Below are 16,869 nucleotides of genomic sequence, written 5' to 3'. Positions count from 1 at the left end.
GCGGCGGCGACGAGTGCCACATGGCGTTCCACTTCCCGGTCATGCCGCGCATCTTCATGGCCGTGCGGCGCGAGTCCCGCCACCCCGTCTCCGAGATCCTCGCCAAGACGCCCGCGATCCCCTCGGGCTGCCAGTGGGGCATCTTCCTGCGCAACCACGACGAGCTGACCCTGGAGATGGTCACCGACGAGGAGCGCGACTACATGTGGGCCGAGTACGCCAAGGACCCGCGGATGCGCGCCAACATCGGCATCCGCCGCCGCCTCGCGCCGCTGCTGGACAACGACCGCAACCAGATCGAGCTGTTCACCGCCCTGCTGCTGTCCCTGCCCGGCTCGCCGATCCTGTACTACGGCGACGAGATCGGCATGGGCGACAACATCTGGCTCGGTGACCGCGACGCCGTCCGCACCCCCATGCAGTGGACACCCGACCGCAACGCCGGCTTCTCGTCGAGCGACCCGGGACGGCTCTCCCTCCCCACGATCATGGACCCGGTCTACGGCTACCAGGTCACCAATGTCGAGGCGTCGATGTCCTCGCCGTCCTCGCTGCTGCACTGGACCCGGCGCATGATCGAGATCCGCAAGCAGAACCCCGCCTTCGGACTCGGCTCGTACGACGAACTCCAGTCCACCAACCCGGCGGTGCTCGCCTTCCTGCGCGAGTACGAGGACGACCTGGTGCTGTGCGTGCACAACTTCTCCCGCTTCGCCCAGCCCACCGAGCTGGACCTGCGGGCCTACGACGGACGCCATCCGGTGGAACTGATCGGCGGGGTGCGCTTCCCCGCCATCGGTGAGCTGCCCTATCTCCTCACCCTCCAGGGCCACGGCTTCTACTGGTTCCGGCTCACCCGAGTCGCATCCCGCATCGGCCGCCGCCGCTGAGCGCACGGCGCCGAGGAAAGGACGCGTCACCATGCCGAAGACCATCACCCTCCGGCCGAGAACCGCGGCCGGAGCCGACGGCCTCCTCGCCTCGCTCGGCGGGCTGCTGCGCGAGTGGCTGCCGCGCCAGCGCTGGTTCGCGGGCAAGGACCGGCCCGTGACCGATCTGTCGGTGCTCAGTGTGACCGAGCTGTTCCCCGGGTGTCTGCATCTGCTGGTGCACGCCTCGCACGCGCCGGTACCGGCTCCCGGCGGCACTCCGCCGCCGGGAGACTGCTACCAGCTGCTGCTCGGCGTGCGCGAGCAGCTCGCGCCGCGCCTGGAACGGGCGTTCATCGGACGGGCCACCGCGGGCCCGCTGGCCGGACTCGCCGTGTACGACGCCCTCTACGACCCGCGCTCCGCGAGCCTGCTCCTGGAGCGGCTGCGCCGGCCGGGCGGCGCGGGCCCGCTGCGCTTCGAGGCGGACGCCACCGCCCCGCTGCCCGGCGGCCTGCCGCCCCGGCTGCTGGACGCCGAGCAGTCCAACACCTCTCTGGTGTACGGCGACGCGTACATCCTCAAGCTCTTCCGCCGCATCCAGCCGGGCGTCAACCCCGACCTGGAGGTGTCGGCGGCGCTCGCCGCGCAGGGCTGTACCCGGGTACCCGCGCCGGTCGCCTGGTTCACCACCAGCGCACCGCGCCCGGCCACGCTCGGCGTGCTCCAGCCGTTCCTGCCCGACGCCACCGACGGCTGGACGCTGGCGCTGGGCGCGCTCGCCGCGGGCGACGACTTCACGGCCGAGGCCCGTGAACTGGGCCGTGCCACGGCCGAGGTGCACCTCGCCCTGGCCGAGGCGTTCGGACCGGCCGGGCCGGGCCAGACCGGGCGGCCGGCCGAGGCCATGTGCGCCCGTCTGGAGGCGGCCGCGCACGCCGTACCCGGCCTGAAGCCGTTCGTACCCGGTCTGCGGGCCGCGTTCGGGGCGCTCGCCACGTGCGACACCGGGCCGCCCGCCCAGCGCATCCACGGCGATCTGCACCTCGGGCAGGTGCTGCGGGCCGGTCGCGACTGGTTCGTCATCGACTTCGAGGGCGAGCCGTCCAGGCCGCTGACCGAGCGGCGGGCCCCGCAGTCCCCGGTGCGGGACGTGGCGGGGATGCTGCGCTCCTTCGACTACGCGGCCCGGCAGCGCCGCCCCTGGCGACCCGAGTGGGCGCGCCGCTGCCGGGAGGCGTTCTGCGCGGGCTACGCGGCCCGCGCGGGCTGGGATCCACGGAAGAAGCACGCGCTGCTGCGCGCGCACGAGACGGACAGGGCGGTGTACGAGGTGCTGTACGAGGCGAGACACCGGCCGGACTGGCTGCCGGTACCGATGGCGGCGATCAAGCGGCTCGCGGTGTGGGGAGGCTGAGGACATGGCACTGCGCGACTCATCGGCGCCCGAGACCGCGGGCCCGGGACAGGCCGCGGCCACCGCTCCGGCTCCCGCCGAGCGCGACCGGCTGCTGGCCGGGGCGCACCACGATCCGCACGCCCTGCTGGGCGCCCACCCGGTGCCCGGCGGCACCCTGTTCCGGGCGCTGCGCCCGAACGCGCGGGCGGTGAGCGTCCTGGTCGACGGGATGGCCAACCCGCTCGTCTCCGAGGGCGGCGGGCTGTTCGCGGCCGTGCTGCCCTACCCGGAGATCCCGCCGTACACGCTGCTGGTGACGTACGACGAGGAGGAGCGGGAGGTGCACGACCCCTACCGCTTCCTGCCCGCCCTGGGCGAGCTGGACCTGCACCTGATCCGCGAGGGCCGGCACGAGCAGCTGTGGCAGGCGCTCGGCGCCGAGCCGATGACCCATGAGGGCGTGGCCGGCACCCGGTTCACCGTGTGGGCGCCCAATGCCCAGGGGGTGCGGGTGGCCGGGGACTTCACGTACTGGGACGGCACGCAGTACCCGATGCGCTCGCTCGGCGCGTCGGGGGTGTGGGAGCTGTTCCTGCCCGGGATCGGCGAGGGCGACCGGTACAAGTTCGAGATCACCTCCCGCCACGGGCACCGGTTCCTGAAGGCGGACCCGATGGCCAGGCGCACCGAGGTCCCGCCGGACACCGCGTCGGTGGTGACCGTCTCGCACTACGCGTGGGGTGACGCGCGGTGGATGGCGCACCGCGGCGACACCCCGGTGCACGAGGCACCGTTCTCCGTGTACGAGGTGCATCTTCCGTCCTGGCGACCCGGCCTGACATATCGTCAGCTGGCGGACGAACTGACGGCGTACGTCGTGGAGATGGGCTTCACCCATGTGGAGCTGATGCCGGTGGCCGGGCATCCGTTCAGCGGCTCCTGGGGCTACCAGGTCACCTCGTACTACGCGCCCACGCCGCGGCTCGGCTCGCCGGACGACTTCCGGTACCTGGTGGACGCGCTGCACCGGGCGGGCATCGGCGTGATCATGGACTGGGTGCCGGCGCACTTCCCCAAGGACGACTGGGCACTGGCCCGGTTCGACGGGGATCCGCTGTACGAACCCGGGAACGCGACGCGAGCCGAGCACCCCGACTGGGGGACGTACGAGTTCGACTACGGCCGCACCGAGGTGCGCAACTTCCTGGTGGCCAACGCCGTCTACTGGTGCGAGGAGTTCCACATCGACGGCCTGCGGGTGGACGCCGTCGCCTCCATGCTCTACCTCGACTACTCCCGGGACTCCGGGCAGTGGGAGCCGAACGTGTTCGGCGGGCGCGAGGACCTGGACGCGGTGGCGTTCCTCCAGGAGATGAACGCCACGGTCTACCGGCGCTGCCCGGGTGTGGTGACCATCGCCGAGGAGTCCACCGCCTGGGACGGGGTGACCCGGCCGACCGACAGCGGCGGACTCGGGTTCGGGCTGAAGTGGAACATGGGCTGGATGCACGACTCGCTCCAGTACATCCAGAAGGACCCCGTGCACCGCAAGTACCACCACAACGAGATGACCTTCTCGATGGTGTACGCCTACAGCGAGAACTACGTGCTGCCCATCTCGCACGACGAGGTGGTGCACGGCAAGCGGGCACTGGTGTCGAAGATGCCCGGCGACTGGTGGCAGCGGCGCGCCAACCACCGCGCCTATCTGGGCTTCATGTGGGCCCATCCGGGCAAGCAGCTGCTCTTCATGGGACAGGAGTTCGCGCAGGGCGCCGAGTGGGCGCAGGAGCAGGGGCCCGAGTGGTGGCTGCTGGCCGACGACTACCACTCCGCCGGGGACCACCGGGGCGTGCGGGCGCTGGTGCGGGACCTGAACGCGCTGTACCGGGCCACCCCCGCGCTGTGGCAGCGCGACACCGATCCGGGCGGCTTCCGCTGGGTGCTCGGCGACGCGGCGGAGGACAACGTCTTCGCGTTCCTGCGCTACGCCGCGGACGGCACCCCGCTGCTCGCGGTGTCGAACCTCTCGCCGGTGGTCCGGGAGGACTACCGGCTGCCGGTCCCCGAGGAGGTGCCGGCCTGGCGGGAGCTGCTGAACACCGACGACGCCGGGTACGGGGGCGGCGGGATCCCGGTCGGCGCGCCGGGGGCGCTGGAGCCGGCCGACGGCGGGCTGCGGCTCACGCTGCCGCCGCTGGCCACGGTCTTCCTGGGCCCGCTGCGCTGAACACGAGGGTGTCGGAGGCCGTCACCGGGGCAGTCGGGGTCGTGAGGACCCCCGGCTGCCCCTGGTCGCAGGGAGAAGGGCGGCACCGAGTGCGCACGGTCGGAGTGGAGGAGGAGCTCCTTCTGGTCGATCCCGACAGCGGCGACCCGAAGGCGCTGGCGGCGGCCGTCCTCGCGCGGGCCGCCCAGGACGATCCCGGGCAGGACGTGTTCGAGAAGGAACTGTTCGGGCAGATGCTGGAGTTCGCCACCCGTCCGCGGGCGGACATGGCGGACCTCGGCGACGAGATCGTGCGCTGCCGCAAGGAGGCGGCCCGGCACGCCGGGCAGATCGGCTGCGCGGTCGCCGCGCTGGCCACCTCGCCGCTGCCGGTGAGCCCCTCCCTCACCGTGCACGAGCGCTACCGGTGGCTGGCCGAACGGTACGGCGCCGGCGCCCGGGACCAGCTGGTCTGCGGCTGCCATGTACATGTGTCGGTGGAGTCCGACGACGAGGGCGTGGCGGTCCTGGACCGGCTGCGGCCCTGGCTCCCGGTGCTCACCGCGATCAGCGCCAACTCCCCCTTCTGGCAAGGCCATGACAGCGGTTACGAGAGCTACCGCAGCCGGGTGTGGTCGCGCTGGCCGTCGGCCGGACCGACCGAGCTGTTCGGCTCACCCGCGCGCTACCACCGGCGGGTGGCGGACATGGTGGCCACCGGGGTGATCCTGGACGAGGGGATGGCGTACTTCGACGCACGGCTCTCGGCGCGCTATCCGACGGTCGAGGTGCGGGTCGCGGACGTCTGCCTGTGCGCGGACACCGCGCTGCTCGTCGCGACGCTCACCCGTGGCCTGGTGGAGACGGCGGCCCGGGACTGGCGCTCGGGCCGGCCGGCGCCGGACCACAGCGTGAGCCTGCTCTCGCTCGCCTCCTGGCAGGCGGCGCGCCAGGGACTCGGCGGAGAACTGCTCGACCCCGTGACCCTGCGGCCCCGGCCGGCCGCGCGGGTGCTGTACTCGCTGCTCGATCTGGTCGGGGACGCGCTCGACGGCAGCGGGGACGCGGACCGCGCCGCGAAGGGTGTCGAGGACCTGCTCCGGCACGGGAACGGCGCACGCGAACAGCGGCGGACGGTGGAGCGCGGCGGCACCCTGCGGGACGTCGTCACGGAGTGCGTGCGGCGCACGCAGGGGTGAGCGCGCCCCGCGGGCCGGGACGGGCCGGGCCTGGCGGGTGACGGGTCCGGACCGATCAGTGGATCAGAGTCAGGGCGTACACCAGGAAGAACGCCGCGAAGAACACGACGAGGGCCAGGATCAGCGCCAGCGGCGCCTTGGCCCAGCCGCGCTGTGTCGCGCCCGGCTCGCGGACCGCGGCCTGGGGCAGGCTGCTCTCCGCGGGCGGGGTCTCGCCGGGCGGCACCGAGCCGCCGGGTTCGAGTCCGGTGGTGTGTTCGGGGTCCGGATCGGGGCTCACATGGCTCATGTCCGCGCTCATGCCCCCCGAGTCCCCACCGTGCGCCCACCTCACCGGTCGTCCCGGCGGTCCGTCCACCCGGCCGACAGGGCGGTGTGCCGCTCCGTGCGCCCCAGGGTCTACGGTGTCCTGCGGAGCCGTTCGCGCCGCGCGACGGGCTGTTCGCAGCCGGTGAAGTCGTGCCATGAGGCGATCAGAGGGACGGATATCCGGCCCGGCTGTGGGAACCCGCAGCGCAGCGAGAGATCAGCGACGACGACCGTCCTGGCCGCACGGGGCAGCACAGGGGCCCCTCGTGGCCGAGGCCGGGGGATGCGGAGATGACGACGGAGCCGCGTGGGGACGAGACACCGCCTTCGGAGGAGACGTACGAGCGTGAGTTCTCCTTCGCGGGTGAGCTGCGCAACGTGACGGAGGCGCGGCTCGCCGCGGAGGACTTCCTGGGCGCACTGGCCCGGGTCGCGCCGCCCGGCGAGCACGAGTACTGGGACGACATCCTGCTGGTGGTGACCGAACTGGCGGCGAACGTCATCCAGTACGCGCCCGGCCCGTTCGACCTGCGGATGCGGCGCACCTTCGACGGAGTGCACGTGATGATGCGCGACACCAGCACCACCAGGCCGGAGCCCCGGCCCTTCCATCCGCGCACGGGCGGCGGCGGCATCGGCTGGCACCTGGTGCACACGCTGTGCAGCCAGGTCAGCGTGGTGGTGCACGACGAGGGCAAGGACATCCACGTGTTCCTGCCCTGGTGAGGGGCGCGAGGTGTGACCCGGCGTGGACCGGTTACTCCACCGCGTGCCGCACCCGACTGGCGCAGCGGCCCGGGTCGCGGTGGTATCGGAGTTGGTGCGCAGCGCTCCGGGGTAGGCGAACGGCGTCGAGTCGGTTCGCCGCCCGGAACCGCAGGAAGGGATGGACACCGTGACACGACCCAGGATCCTTGTGGTCGGCGCAGGCTTCGCCGGAGTCGAGTGCGTCCGCCGCCTGGAGCGCAAACTCGCCCCCGACGAGGCCGACGTCACCCTGGTGACGCCCCTCTCCTACCAGCTCTACCTGCCACTGCTGCCCCAGGTCGCCTCCGGTGTGCTGACACCGCAGTCGATCGCGCTCTCCCTGCGCCGCAGCAGGCGGTACCGCACCCGGATCCTGCCGGGCGGCGCGATCGGCGTGGACCTGGAGGCGAAGGTCTGCGTCGTGCGCACCATCACCGACAAGATCGTCAACGAGCCGTACGACTACATCGTGCTGGCCCCGGGCAGCGTGACCCGTACCTTCGACATCCCGGGCCTGACCGAGCACGCCTTCGGCATGAAGACGCTCGCCGAGGCCGCGTACATCCGCGACCACGTCATCTCCCAGCTCGACCTCGCCGACGCCAGCGACGACCCGGCCGAACGGGCCGCGCGGCTCCAGTTCGTGGTGGTCGGCGGCGGATACGCCGGCACCGAGACCGCCGCCTGCCTCCAGCGGCTCACGCATGCCGCGGTACGGCGCTATCCGCGCCTGGACCCTGGGCTGATCCGGTGGCACCTGATCGACATCGCGCCCAAGCTGATGCCGGAACTGGGCGAGAAGCTCGGCCGCAGCGCGCAGCAGATCCTGCGGCGGCGCGGCATCGACGTGTCCCTCGGGGTGTCGATCGAAAAGGCCGGTGCGGAGGAGGTCACCTTCACCGACGGCCGGGTGGTGCCGACGCACACCCTGATCTGGACCGCGGGTGTGGTGGCCAGTCCGCTGATCGCCACGCTGGGCGCGGAGACCGTCCGCGGCCGGCTCCTCGTCGATCCCGAGCTGACCGTGCCGGGAAAGGACGGGGTGTTCGCGCTCGGCGACTCGGCCGCCGTGCCGGATCTCGCCAAGGGTCACGAGGGCGCGGTCTGCCCGCCGACCGCGCAGCACGCCTCGCGCCAGGGCAAGCGGGTCGCCGAGAACGTCATCGCGACCCTGCGCGGCGAGCCGCTCCAGCCGTACCACCACAGGGATCTCGGCCTGGTCGTGGACCTCGGCGGCAAGGACGCGGTGTCCAAGCCGCTCGGCGTCGAGCTGCGCGGGGTGCCGGCGCAGGCGGTGGCCCGCGGCTACCACTGGTCGGCGCTGCGCACGGGGGTGGCCAAGGCCCGGGTGATGACCAACTGGACCCTGAACGCGCTGGCCGGCGACGATTTCGTGCGCACCGGCTTCCAGGCGCGCAAGCCCGCCCGGCTGAAGGACTTCGAGTTCACGGACTCGTACATGACGCCGGAGCAGGTACGGGCCCGGGTGGAGGGCCGCGTCAACAGCCCCTGACATGACGCGTATCGCCGAGGACCGCCGATCACCTCACGTGCGATCGGCGGTCCTCTCGGGTGATCGGGAGACGTCGTACGCGCCGGTGGCCGCGACCCCGGCGGAGGGCGGGTGGCCCGGACCCACGTGCGATGCTTGAGCAAAGATCGATTTCTGGCACGGGTCCGCGGACCCGGGAGAGCACGGCGGCGTGAGGGCAGCGGGACGGTCGGGGCGGGTACGGATCAGGGACCGGGTCGCGGCATGGGATCCCGGGCTGATCAGACTGGCCGCGGGGTTGCGCACGGTCGTCTCGATCGCCCTGACCCTGGCCGTGCTCGCCGCGCTGCGCGCCCCGGTGCCGCTGCTGGTCGCCGGGGCCATCGCGGCGATGGTCGCGACGTTCGCGATCACCGAGAAGCAACCCCGCGGGCAGGCCCTCACGCTCGCGTTCGGACTGCTGGTGGCGCTCGCCTCGGTCACCCTGGGCACGCTGCTGAGCCAGTACGTCGTCGCGGGTGACCTGTTCTTCGTCGCGCTCATGTTCAGCGCGGTCTACAGCCGCCGGTTCGGCGACCGCGGCCACGGGCTCGGGCTGATCGCATTCCAGACGTACTTCCTCTCCCTGTTCGTGCACGCGACCCCGGCCCTGCTGCCGAAGCTGTACGGCGTCGTCGCGGTCGCGTTCGGCTCTGCCGCCCTGGCCCGGTTCGTACTGCTGCCGCAGACTCCGGCGGGCCTCCTGAACCGGCTGCGGCAGGCGTTCCGGGCCCGGCTCGCGCAGCTGATCGACACCCAGATCGAACTGCTGGACGCGGGGCCGGAGGACGTGGAGAAGGTCCTGGAGGAGCTGCGCACCGGCACCGCGCGGCTGCACGAGACGGCGCTGCTGATCCAGGGCCGGCTGGAGGACGGCACCTCGGACGAGGCGGTCGCCCGGCTGCTCCAGCGCCGCGTCGCGGACGCCGAGGTCGCCGCCGAGCGGCTCGGCCTGCTGCTGCTCACGGCGCGTAGCGCCGAGCGCACCGACACCCTCACCCTGCATCTGCCGGGTGCCCAGCTGCCCTCGGGCGGCGAGCTGCCGGTGCGCGACGAGGCCGGGGCCGAGCTGCGCCGGGATCTCAAGGCGCTGCGGCTGCTGGCGCTGCGCCCGGCAGGCGAGGCCGTGGGGATCGCGCTCGCACATGTGCGCAACCGGCTGCTCGGCTATCGCGAGGAGGAGAACCTGCCCCAGGCCGCCCCGGCCGTGCAGGACGTCTTCCGCGGTCTCGGCGAGACGGCACGCGCCGCGCTGGGCCTGCGGCTGGCGCTCGACGGGCCGCAGGACGACTCCGAGGACTCCCCCGCCACCGCCCGCTCCCGCGAGGAGCTGGAGGCGGAGGACGCCGCGATCGAGGTCAGCGAGGAGACGGAGCCCGGGGGGACGGAGCCGGTCGGGCTGCGCAGGCCCACCACCCGGGCCGCCGTCCAGATCGCCGTCGGTTCCTCGCTGGCCATCCTCGGCGGGGAGCTGCTGTCCAGCCAGCGCTGGTACTGGGCGGTGCTGACCTGCTGGATCGTGTTCATCAACACCGCGTCCACCGGCGAGATCCTGGTCAAGGGCTACCGGCGGCTGCTCGGTACGGTGCTCGGCGTGATCGCCGGTATCGGGCTCGCCGCTCTGGTCGGGCACCACACCTGGACGGCGTTCGCGCTGGTGCTGCTGCTGGTGTTCGCGATGTTCTACAGCGCGCCCCTGTCGTACACGCTGATGTCGTTCTTCGTGACGGCCGCGCTGGGACTGCTGTACACGCTGCTCAACACCTACACCGCGGCCGTGCTGGTGCTGCGGATCGAGGAGACGGCGCTGGGCGCGGCCTGCGCGGTGATCGCGGCCGCGGTGGTGCTGCCGATCCGCACGGACCGCCGTACGAACGAGCTGCTGGTCAAGGTCCTCGACCGGCTCGCGGAGGTCACCCGGGCCGCGGTCGACCAGCTCAGCGGGGGTTCGGCCGGCGATCTGGTGGAGCAGGCGCGGGAGTTGGACCAGGCGCTGGCCGATCTGCGCGCCGCCACCCAGCCGCTGACGCATCCGATCACCCCGATGCGGGCACGGCGGAACACCGCCCGCTACGTGGTGGCGCTGCTGGAGACCTGCGCCTACCACGGGCGCTCCCTGGCGGCGACGGCGGAACTGCTGCCCACGCACCCCTCGATCGCGGCGGACCCCCGGCTGCGCGGGGCGGGCGCGCGGATCGTGCGGAACATCGAGACGATCGCCGCACGGGTGGCGGACCCCGGTACGGACGGGGAGATCGAGACCGGTCCCAGCATCGCCTCGATGCTGGAGCCGGGAACCCCGCGCACACCACGCTACGGCCGCGTCACCGACCGGGTACTGCGCCACCTGCAACGCCTCGACGAAGCGGTCTCAGGTCTCGCCCGCCCGCTGGGACTCCGACCGGAGACACCACCGGCGAAGACGCGGTGACGGACCGGCGGGCGGTCACGCGGCGCCGCCGGGACGGCGGCCCACGGCCTCGTCGCGGACGCGGGCGCAGCTGCGGCTGATCAGCCGGGAGACGTGCATCTGGGAGATGCCGAGCTGGTCGGCGATGCGGCTCTGCGTCATGTCCTCGAAGAAGCGCATGTAGAGGATGGCCCGTTCACGCTCGGGCAGTCGGCGCAGGCCAGCCTTGACGGCCTCGCGGTCGACCACGACGTCGTACGACGTATCGGTGGCCCCGAGGGTGTCGGCGAGGCTGTAGCCGTCGTCCCCGCCCGCCAGTTCGGCGTCCAGCGACAGCGTGCTGAAGCTCTCCAGCGCCTCCAGGCCCGCGGCGACCTCGTCCTCGGTGAGCCCGGTGTGCGCGGCGATGGCGGCGGCCGTGGGTTCGGGGCTGCCCGGGTTCTGGGTCAGCTCCCTGCGGGCCACGCGCACCCGGTTGCGCAGTTCCTGCACCCGGCGGGGCACCCGCAGCGCCCACATCCGGTCCCGGAAGTGGCGCTTGACCTCGCCGGTGATGGTCGGCACGGCGTAGCTCTCGAAGGCGCCGCGCGAGGGGTCGTATCGGTCGACGGCCTTGACCAGGCCCAGCGCCGCCACCTGGCGCAGATCCTCCACGGACTCGCCGCGGTCGCGGAACCGGCCGGCGATGCGGTGCGCCATGGGGAGCCAGGCGGCGACCAGTTCGTCGCGTACGGCGTCCCGCTCGGGGCCCTCGTCCAGGTCCGCGAGCCGGGCGAACTGTTCCGCGGTCTCCGGGGCGTCGTCATGGCTCCGGCGTGCGGTGTGGGAGGTGGGGTCGGGGGTGCCGGGTCGGCCCGTCGACATGTCGGTCAGCATGCGGAATCGCTCCTGAACGTGGTGTCGGGGCGCGCCCGGAAGTGGGGTTCCGGTCGAGGCCCGAACGGTGCTTGTCAGGGTTCGCCGCGGGAATGCCGGGGCCCGCCGGAGGGGGCCCCAGCGGTCGAGCACCCGCTGGGCATGCGCCTCCGGTCCGAAGCACGAGATTCCGTCTGCCCCCCGCCCGGGTGGGCAAACACCCTTGCCGGTAGGAATCCGGTGCGCCCGGTGAAGACCGAGGTCAGAGGGCCGCGCGGGCGACAAGTGGGAGTGCCGGAATCAGGTCGGGCGCGGCGCGCGACGCCCTTCTGGACGCGGCGCGCACCGGTTTGACGGCCGCACCGCCCCGCGCTCCCCCGGGCCGGCTCACGCCAGCGGGACCACCGCGGTGACGCGTTTGCCGCCGCACGGGAGTTCGCTGACCCGGACGTCGCGGGCGAGGTGGCAGACGATCGGCCAGCCCCGCCCGTGGCGCTGGGAGTGGCCGGGCGGGGACGCCGGCGCGACCGGGAGTTCGGCGCTGCGGTCGCTCACCGAGACGCGGACCCCGGCGGAGTCGACGTCGACGTCGAAACCGGTGATGCCGCCGCCGTGCAGGATCGCGTTGGTGGTGAGCTCGGAGGTGACCAGGAGGACGTCGTCCATGGCCCCCGGACCGAGCGACTGGTGACGGGCCCGGCAGCGTTCGGCGACGACGCGCCGCACGGTGTGGCGGGCGTCGGCCGGACGGCACGGCGGCCGGCCCGGGGCCTCGTCGACGGATATGGCGTACGTGTCCGGCATCCCTTCCCTCCCTGGACGGTGCCGATGTCGCGCTCTCTCCCCTTTCGGCTGACCCTCGGCGGCGTCCTCAAACACCGCGTGCGCGGAAGTCATCACCGCGCCGGGACGGGGTACCCGCGCCCCATGACCGATGTCGTGGACGCGGACGAGCTGTTGCGGCGCATCCGGCGGGGCCGGGACCGGGCAGCCGAGGAGCAGGCACGCTGGGCGGACCGCGCGGAGGGGCTCGTGACGACCGAGCCGGACCGCGCGCGGGACGCCGCGGCCACCGCGCGGGCGTACGAGGCCGTGCTGCGGGTGCTGGACGAGATCGTGCGGCCGGGCGCGCGGCCGGCGGGGCATCCGGTGGAGGGGGGCGGCGTGAGACGGGTCACCTAGGGAGCCGTCCGGTTGCCGGAACCGACAGCGAATGGTTTATCGTTCATACATACGTGATGGCGGCGTGGGCCCGGAGCCCGCCGTGTCACCCTCAGCGGCCCTGGCTGGCTTCCCCCGTCCAGCCAGGGCTTTTCTCTGCCCGGACGGCGGCCGGTCAGAAAATCCGCCTCCTTCGAGGTGCCCTGCCCGCCGCCAGCGGCTGAAATGGGTGTACGCAACGCACCGGCCCACACACGAGGCACCGCAGCACCCGAACCGCCGCCGGCGAGGAGCCCGCGCCATGACCAAAGCGATAAAACTGCTGACCGCCCTGCCCCAGGCGCAGCGCGAACGCCTGATGGAGCTGGCCGAGGAGGTGTCCTTCCCGGAGGACAGCCGCATCTTCGAGGCGGGCGGCACGGCCGACCGGTTCTGGGTGATCCGCTCGGGCGCGGTCCACCTGGACCAGCAGGTCACCTCGCGGCAGCGGGTGACCGTGGCCACGCTCGGCGCGGGCGACCTGCTCGGCTGGTCCTGGCTCTTCCCGCCGTACCAGTGGGACTTCGGCGCGGTGGCCTTCAGCAACGTACGGGCCTACGAGTTCGACGGGCCCTCCGCGCTCGCGCTGTGCGTGGAGGACCCGCTGCTCGGGCTGTCCCTGGTGCGCTCGGTGGCCGAGATCCTGGCCCATCGCCTGGAGACCACCCGGGGCAAACTGATGGACCAGTACGCGCTGGGCCGCCGCACCCCGCTGTAGGCCGGCCGCGGCCCCCGCGCCCGCTCAGATCCGGTAGCGCCGCAGCGCGGGCACCGCCGCGGCCAGGGCCAGCATCAGCACGACGACCAGGGCGCCGCCGCCCGCCACGGCCGCGCGCGGGCCGAACACGGCGCCGGCGGTGCCGTGCAGCACGTCCGCGAGGCGGGGGCCGCCGGCCACCACGACCGTGAAGACGCCCTGCATCCGGCCGCGCATCTCGTCGGTCGCGGCGGACAGCAGGATCGCGCCGCGGAACACCATCGAGACCATGTCGGCGACACCGGCCGCGGCGAGGAAGACGAGCGCGGTCCAGAGATCGCCGCTGAGACCGAAGCCGGCGATGGCCACGCCCCAGGCGACGACGGCCCAGACGACCATCCAGCCGTGCCGCCGGGCGCGGGAGAACGCGCCCGAGCACAGACCGCCGAACACCGCGCCGACCGGGATGCCGGCGAACAGCACACCGAGCGCGAGACCCTCGCCCCAGGAGTGGTACGTCTGCGCGGCCAGCTGCGGGAACAGGGCGCGGGGCATGCCGAACACCATGGCGACGATGTCCGCGAGGAAGGACAGCAGCAGCACCTTGTGCCGGGATATGTAGCGGAAACCGTCGGCTATCTCGCGCACCCCGGCGCGGCGCCTGGGGGCGTCGCCGAGCGGGGGCAGCGCGGGCAGCCGGAACACGGCCCACACGGTGACGCACAGCGCGAGGGCGTCGACGAGGTACAGCTCGGGCAGGCCGATGACCGGGATGAGCACACCGGCGAGCAGCGGACCCGCCACCAGTCCGGTCTGCATCACGGTGGAGCCGAGCGCGTTGGCCGCGGGCAGTTCCCCGGCCGGGACCAGCCGGGCGATGGAGGCGCTGCGGGCCGGGGAGTTGAGGCCGAAGAACGCCTGCTGGAGCGCGAGCAGCACCATGAGGACCACGACGGAGTCCAGTTCGGTGGCGGCCTGCGCCCAGAACAGCAGCGAGGTGACCGCGATCCCGATGTTGGTCCCCAGCAGCAGCTTGCGCCGGTCCACGGTGTCCGCGACCGCGCCGCCCCACAGCGCGAACAGCACCATGGGCACGAGCCCGGCGAGGCTGGCGTAGCCGACCCAGGCGGAGGAGTGCGTGATGTCGTAGATCTGCTTGGGTACGGCGACGGCGGTGAGCTGACTGCCGACGGAGGTCACGATGGTCGAGGACCACAGGCGCCGGTAGGCGGGGATGCGCAGCGGGCGGGTGTCCATCGCCCAGCGGCGCCAGCCGCGATGGGGCGGGGGGTCGGCCGCCGGCGCGTCGTCGCCGGTCTCGGTACTGCTCTCGCTGGTGTTCACGGACGTCCTGGTTGCTCGTTACATCTTTTCGGTTCGAGAGCCTAACCTTCTCATCGCACCGGCGGGCCGACGTCCCGGTCCGGGAGACCGGTCTCAGCCTTCGAGGAGCAGCGAGCCGCCCAGGACGAGCATGGTGAGGGCGACCAGGCCGTCCAGGAGCCGCCAGGCGCCGGGCCGGGCCAGGTGGCGGCCGAGCAGCCGGGCGCCGAAGCCGAGCGCGGTGAACCAGCACAGGCTGGCGAGCGCGGCCCCGAGCCCGAACGTCCAGCGCAGCGGGCCGCGGTCGGCCGCGAGCGAGCCCAGCAGGAAGACGGTGTCCAGGTAGACGTGCGGATTGAGCCAGGTCATCGCGAGACAGGTGAGTACGGCCCGGCGCGGGGACCCGGCCGCCTCGCCCTCAGCGGTCAGCCCGGTACCGGTGGGCCGTACGACGCGGCGGGCGGCCAGCACGCCGTAGCAGAGCAGGAAGACGCCGCCGACGACGCCGACCGCCCTGACCACGCCCGGCCAGGCCACCACGACCGCGCCGACGCCGCCCACGCCGAGCGCGATGAGCACCGCGTCGGACAGGGCGCAGATGCCGACGACGGCGGGCACGGCGTCCCGGCGCACCCCCTGGCGCAGGACGAAGGCGTTCTGGGCGCCGATGGCGACGATCAGGGACAGTCCGGTGCCGAAGCCGGCGACCGCGGCGGTCAGGGCGGTGTGGTTCATGGGACGAAGCTAAGGACACCCACTGCCTCAAGTACAGCTAAAGATTCTTACGTATCATTAGTGCTTGTGATGGACCTTCCTCTGGATCAGGTGCGGACCCTGCTCGCGGTGGTGGACGAGGGCACCTTCGACGCGGCGGCCGCCGCCCTGCACGTGACGCCGTCGGCGGTGAGCCAGCGGGTCAAGGCCCTCGAACAGCGCACCGGGCGGGTCCTGCTGCAGCGCACCAAGCCGGTACGGCCCACGGAGTCCGGCGCGGTGCTGGTGCGCTACGCCCGTCAGCTCGCCCGGCTGGAGCGGGACGCGTGGGGCGAGCTGGGACTCAGCGGCGCCGGGGAGCCCGTCCGGGTGTCGGTCGCGGTGAACGCGGACTCGCTGGCGACCTGGTTCCTGCCCGCCCTGAACCGGGTGCCGGGACTCTGCTTCGAGCTGCACCGCGAGGACGAGGCCCATACGGCGGTGCTGCTGCGCGAGGGCCTGGTGATGGCGGCGGTGACCTCCTCCTCCGACCCGGTGCCCGGCTGTACGGCGCGTCCGCTCGGCCGGATGCGCTACCTCCCGGTCGCGGAACCGGAGTTCGCCCGCACCAGGGTCGCCGGGCGCCCCCTGCCGGACGCCCTCGCCACGGCGCCCGTGGTGGTCTTCGACCGCAAGGACGACTTCCAGGACGGCTACGTCCGCCGGCTGGGCGGCACCTCCGCCGCCCCGCTGCGCCATCACGTGCCCACCTCGGAGGGCTTCCTCGACGCGGTCGCCGCGGGCCTCGGCTGGGGCATGGTCCCGGAGGTACAGGCCCACCCGCTGCTGGCCGACGGCCGGCTGTCCCCGCTCGCACCCGGCGAGTGGATGGACGTCACCCTGTACTGGCAGCAGTGGAAGCTCGACTCCCCCGCGCTGGCGGCGCTGGCCGAGGCGGTGACGGCGACGGCGGCGAAAGCGCTGCGGGGTTGAGCCCCGGGCGGCCGGCGCCGGCGAGGAGTGGCCGAAGTTCACACATCCCGTGTCGATCCCGTGTCCGTCCCGCTCACGGCCGTTTCACGGCGCCGTGGCCGGTGACCCGCGTCCGGAGAACGACGTCGGCAGAGAACACGGACGACTCCCGACTCGACCCAGGAGGCTTCCATGGAGAACTGGCGCGAACACGCCGCGTGCCGCTACGAGGACCCCGATCTGTTCTTCCCCATCGGCAATACCGGGCCCGCGCAGGTGCAGGCCGAGCAGGCCAAGGTGGTGTGCCGGCGGTGCCCGGTCCAGCAGCGGTGTCTCGACTGGGCGTTGGACACCGGTCAGGGCATCGGTGTCTGGGGCGGTACCACCGAGCTGGAACGCCGCAGGCTGCGCCGCCGGGCCCGCTCCCGCCCGCGCTCGGGCTGAACCGGGCCCCGG

The 16,869-nt window shown here is 73.0% G+C and carries 16 protein-coding genes; 11 read left to right on the top strand and 5 right to left on the bottom strand.

Features of this window, described 5'->3' with window-relative positions; all coding sequences use genetic code 11:
* From VT52_RS18540 to VT52_RS18525, 4 genes are all read left to right on the top strand, one after another.
* A partial coding sequence (locus tag VT52_RS18540; protein WP_206306552.1) for an alpha-glucosidase C-terminal domain-containing protein occupies positions 1-890 on the top strand: 890 nt, incomplete at its 5' end.
* A gap of 31 nt (positions 891-921) precedes the next feature.
* Positions 922-2,286, top strand: a complete 1,365-nt coding sequence (locus VT52_RS18535; protein WP_046425029.1) for a maltokinase N-terminal cap-like domain-containing protein — start codon at positions 922-924, stop codon at positions 2,284-2,286.
* A 4-nt stretch (positions 2,287-2,290) separates the two neighbouring features.
* Complete coding sequence (gene glgB, locus VT52_RS18530; RefSeq protein WP_046425026.1) at positions 2,291-4,498, top strand: 1,4-alpha-glucan branching enzyme; 2,208 nt, start codon at positions 2,291-2,293, stop codon at positions 4,496-4,498.
* A gap of 89 nt (positions 4,499-4,587) precedes the next feature.
* Entirely contained in the window at positions 4,588-5,676 is a 1,089-nt protein-coding gene (locus tag VT52_RS18525; RefSeq protein ID WP_046425024.1) for a glutamate--cysteine ligase 2, read from the top strand.
* 55 nt (positions 5,677-5,731) lie between these two features.
* Here VT52_RS18525 and VT52_RS18520 read toward each other — a convergent pair whose 3' ends face one another.
* Complete coding sequence (locus VT52_RS18520) at positions 5,732-5,965, bottom strand: DUF6480 family protein (protein WP_046425022.1); 234 nt, start codon at positions 5,963-5,965, stop codon at positions 5,732-5,734.
* A gap of 311 nt (positions 5,966-6,276) precedes the next feature.
* Between VT52_RS18520 and VT52_RS18515 the strand changes: the two genes are divergently transcribed.
* The 3 genes from VT52_RS18515 to VT52_RS18505 all read left to right on the top strand — a co-directional run bounded on the left by VT52_RS18515 (position 6,277) and on the right by VT52_RS18505 (position 10,694).
* Positions 6,277-6,711: an ATP-binding protein gene (locus VT52_RS18515; protein WP_046425021.1), complete on the top strand. Its 435-nt coding sequence runs from the start codon at positions 6,277-6,279 to the stop codon at positions 6,709-6,711.
* Positions 6,712-6,871: 160 nt separating this feature from the next.
* Entirely contained in the window at positions 6,872-8,245 is a 1,374-nt protein-coding gene (locus tag VT52_RS18510) for an NAD(P)/FAD-dependent oxidoreductase (protein WP_046425019.1), read from the top strand.
* A 190-nt stretch (positions 8,246-8,435) separates the two neighbouring features.
* Positions 8,436-10,694 carry an FUSC family protein gene (locus tag VT52_RS18505; protein ID WP_240509799.1) on the top strand — a complete coding sequence of 753 codons (2,259 nt, stop codon included), beginning with the start codon at positions 8,436-8,438 and terminating at the stop codon, positions 10,692-10,694.
* A 15-nt stretch (positions 10,695-10,709) separates the two neighbouring features.
* Here VT52_RS18505 and VT52_RS18500 read toward each other — a convergent pair whose 3' ends face one another.
* A complete protein-coding gene (locus VT52_RS18500; RefSeq protein WP_046425018.1) occupies positions 10,710-11,549 on the bottom strand; it encodes a SigB/SigF/SigG family RNA polymerase sigma factor in 840 nt (279 codons plus the stop codon).
* A gap of 366 nt (positions 11,550-11,915) precedes the next feature.
* Positions 11,916-12,332, bottom strand: coding sequence for an ATP-binding protein (locus VT52_RS18495; protein ID WP_046425015.1), 417 nt, complete (start codon positions 12,330-12,332; stop codon positions 11,916-11,918).
* 123 nt (positions 12,333-12,455) lie between these two features.
* On the opposite strand from VT52_RS18495, the gene VT52_RS18490 reads away from it, so the two are divergent.
* Both VT52_RS18490 and VT52_RS18485 read left to right on the top strand, forming a co-directional pair.
* On the top strand, positions 12,456-12,710 hold the full coding sequence (locus VT52_RS18490) for a hypothetical protein (RefSeq protein WP_046425013.1): 255 nt from the start codon (positions 12,456-12,458) through the stop codon (positions 12,708-12,710).
* 280 nt (positions 12,711-12,990) lie between these two features.
* Positions 12,991-13,446, top strand: coding sequence for a cyclic nucleotide-binding domain-containing protein (locus tag VT52_RS18485; protein ID WP_046425010.1), 456 nt, complete (start codon positions 12,991-12,993; stop codon positions 13,444-13,446).
* 24 nt (positions 13,447-13,470) lie between these two features.
* On the opposite strand, the gene VT52_RS18480 is transcribed toward VT52_RS18485, so the two are convergent.
* Both VT52_RS18480 and VT52_RS18475 read right to left on the bottom strand, forming a co-directional pair.
* Positions 13,471-14,769: an MFS transporter gene (locus VT52_RS18480; protein ID WP_046425008.1), complete on the bottom strand. Its 1,299-nt coding sequence runs from the start codon at positions 14,767-14,769 to the stop codon at positions 13,471-13,473.
* A 93-nt stretch (positions 14,770-14,862) separates the two neighbouring features.
* Complete coding sequence (locus VT52_RS18475; RefSeq protein ID WP_046425006.1) at positions 14,863-15,483, bottom strand: LysE/ArgO family amino acid transporter; 621 nt, start codon at positions 15,481-15,483, stop codon at positions 14,863-14,865.
* A gap of 69 nt (positions 15,484-15,552) precedes the next feature.
* Here VT52_RS18475 and VT52_RS18470 point away from each other — a divergent pair, with 69 nt between their 5' ends.
* Both VT52_RS18470 and VT52_RS18465 read left to right on the top strand, forming a co-directional pair.
* Positions 15,553-16,434 (top strand): LysR family transcriptional regulator ArgP, encoded by an 882-nt coding sequence (locus VT52_RS18470; protein ID WP_046425005.1) that lies wholly within the window; start codon positions 15,553-15,555, stop codon positions 16,432-16,434.
* Between the two features lie 171 nt (positions 16,435-16,605).
* Positions 16,606-16,857: a WhiB family transcriptional regulator gene (locus tag VT52_RS18465; protein ID WP_046425003.1), complete on the top strand. Its 252-nt coding sequence runs from the start codon at positions 16,606-16,608 to the stop codon at positions 16,855-16,857.
* The last annotated feature ends 12 nt before the right edge of the window (positions 16,858-16,869 follow it).

This window comes from Streptomyces malaysiense (assembly GCF_000980885.2).
GTDB classification, from domain to species: Bacteria; Actinomycetota; Actinomycetes; order Streptomycetales; family Streptomycetaceae; genus Streptomyces; species Streptomyces malaysiense.
The sequence above is the reverse complement of the archived record's forward strand: the minus strand, read 5'-3'. Positions and strand labels throughout refer to the sequence as shown.

Excerpts from the sequence above, each read along its gene's own strand:
- VT52_RS18475 (WP_046425006.1), bottom strand. The coding sequence starts at position 15,483 with ATGAACCACACCGCCCTGACCGCCGCGGTCGCCGGCTTCGGCACCGGA.
- VT52_RS18515 (WP_046425021.1), top strand. The coding sequence starts at position 6,277 with ATGACGACGGAGCCGCGTGGGGACGAGACACCGCCTTCGGAGGAGACG.
- VT52_RS18490 (WP_046425013.1), top strand. The coding sequence starts at position 12,456 with ATGACCGATGTCGTGGACGCGGACGAGCTGTTGCGGCGCATCCGGCGG.
- VT52_RS18465 (WP_046425003.1), top strand. The coding sequence starts at position 16,606 with ATGGAGAACTGGCGCGAACACGCCGCGTGCCGCTACGAGGACCCCGAT.
- VT52_RS18500 (WP_046425018.1), bottom strand. The coding sequence starts at position 11,549 with ATGCTGACCGACATGTCGACGGGCCGACCCGGCACCCCCGACCCCACC.
- VT52_RS18535 (WP_046425029.1), top strand. The coding sequence starts at position 922 with ATGCCGAAGACCATCACCCTCCGGCCGAGAACCGCGGCCGGAGCCGAC.
- glgB (WP_046425026.1), top strand. The coding sequence starts at position 2,291 with ATGGCACTGCGCGACTCATCGGCGCCCGAGACCGCGGGCCCGGGACAG.
- VT52_RS18485 (WP_046425010.1), top strand. The coding sequence starts at position 12,991 with ATGACCAAAGCGATAAAACTGCTGACCGCCCTGCCCCAGGCGCAGCGC.
- VT52_RS18510 (WP_046425019.1), top strand. The coding sequence starts at position 6,872 with ATGGACACCGTGACACGACCCAGGATCCTTGTGGTCGGCGCAGGCTTC.
- VT52_RS18495 (WP_046425015.1), bottom strand. The coding sequence starts at position 12,332 with ATGCCGGACACGTACGCCATATCCGTCGACGAGGCCCCGGGCCGGCCG.
- VT52_RS18520 (WP_046425022.1), bottom strand. The coding sequence starts at position 5,965 with ATGAGCCATGTGAGCCCCGATCCGGACCCCGAACACACCACCGGACTC.
- VT52_RS18470 (WP_046425005.1), top strand. The coding sequence starts at position 15,553 with ATGGACCTTCCTCTGGATCAGGTGCGGACCCTGCTCGCGGTGGTGGAC.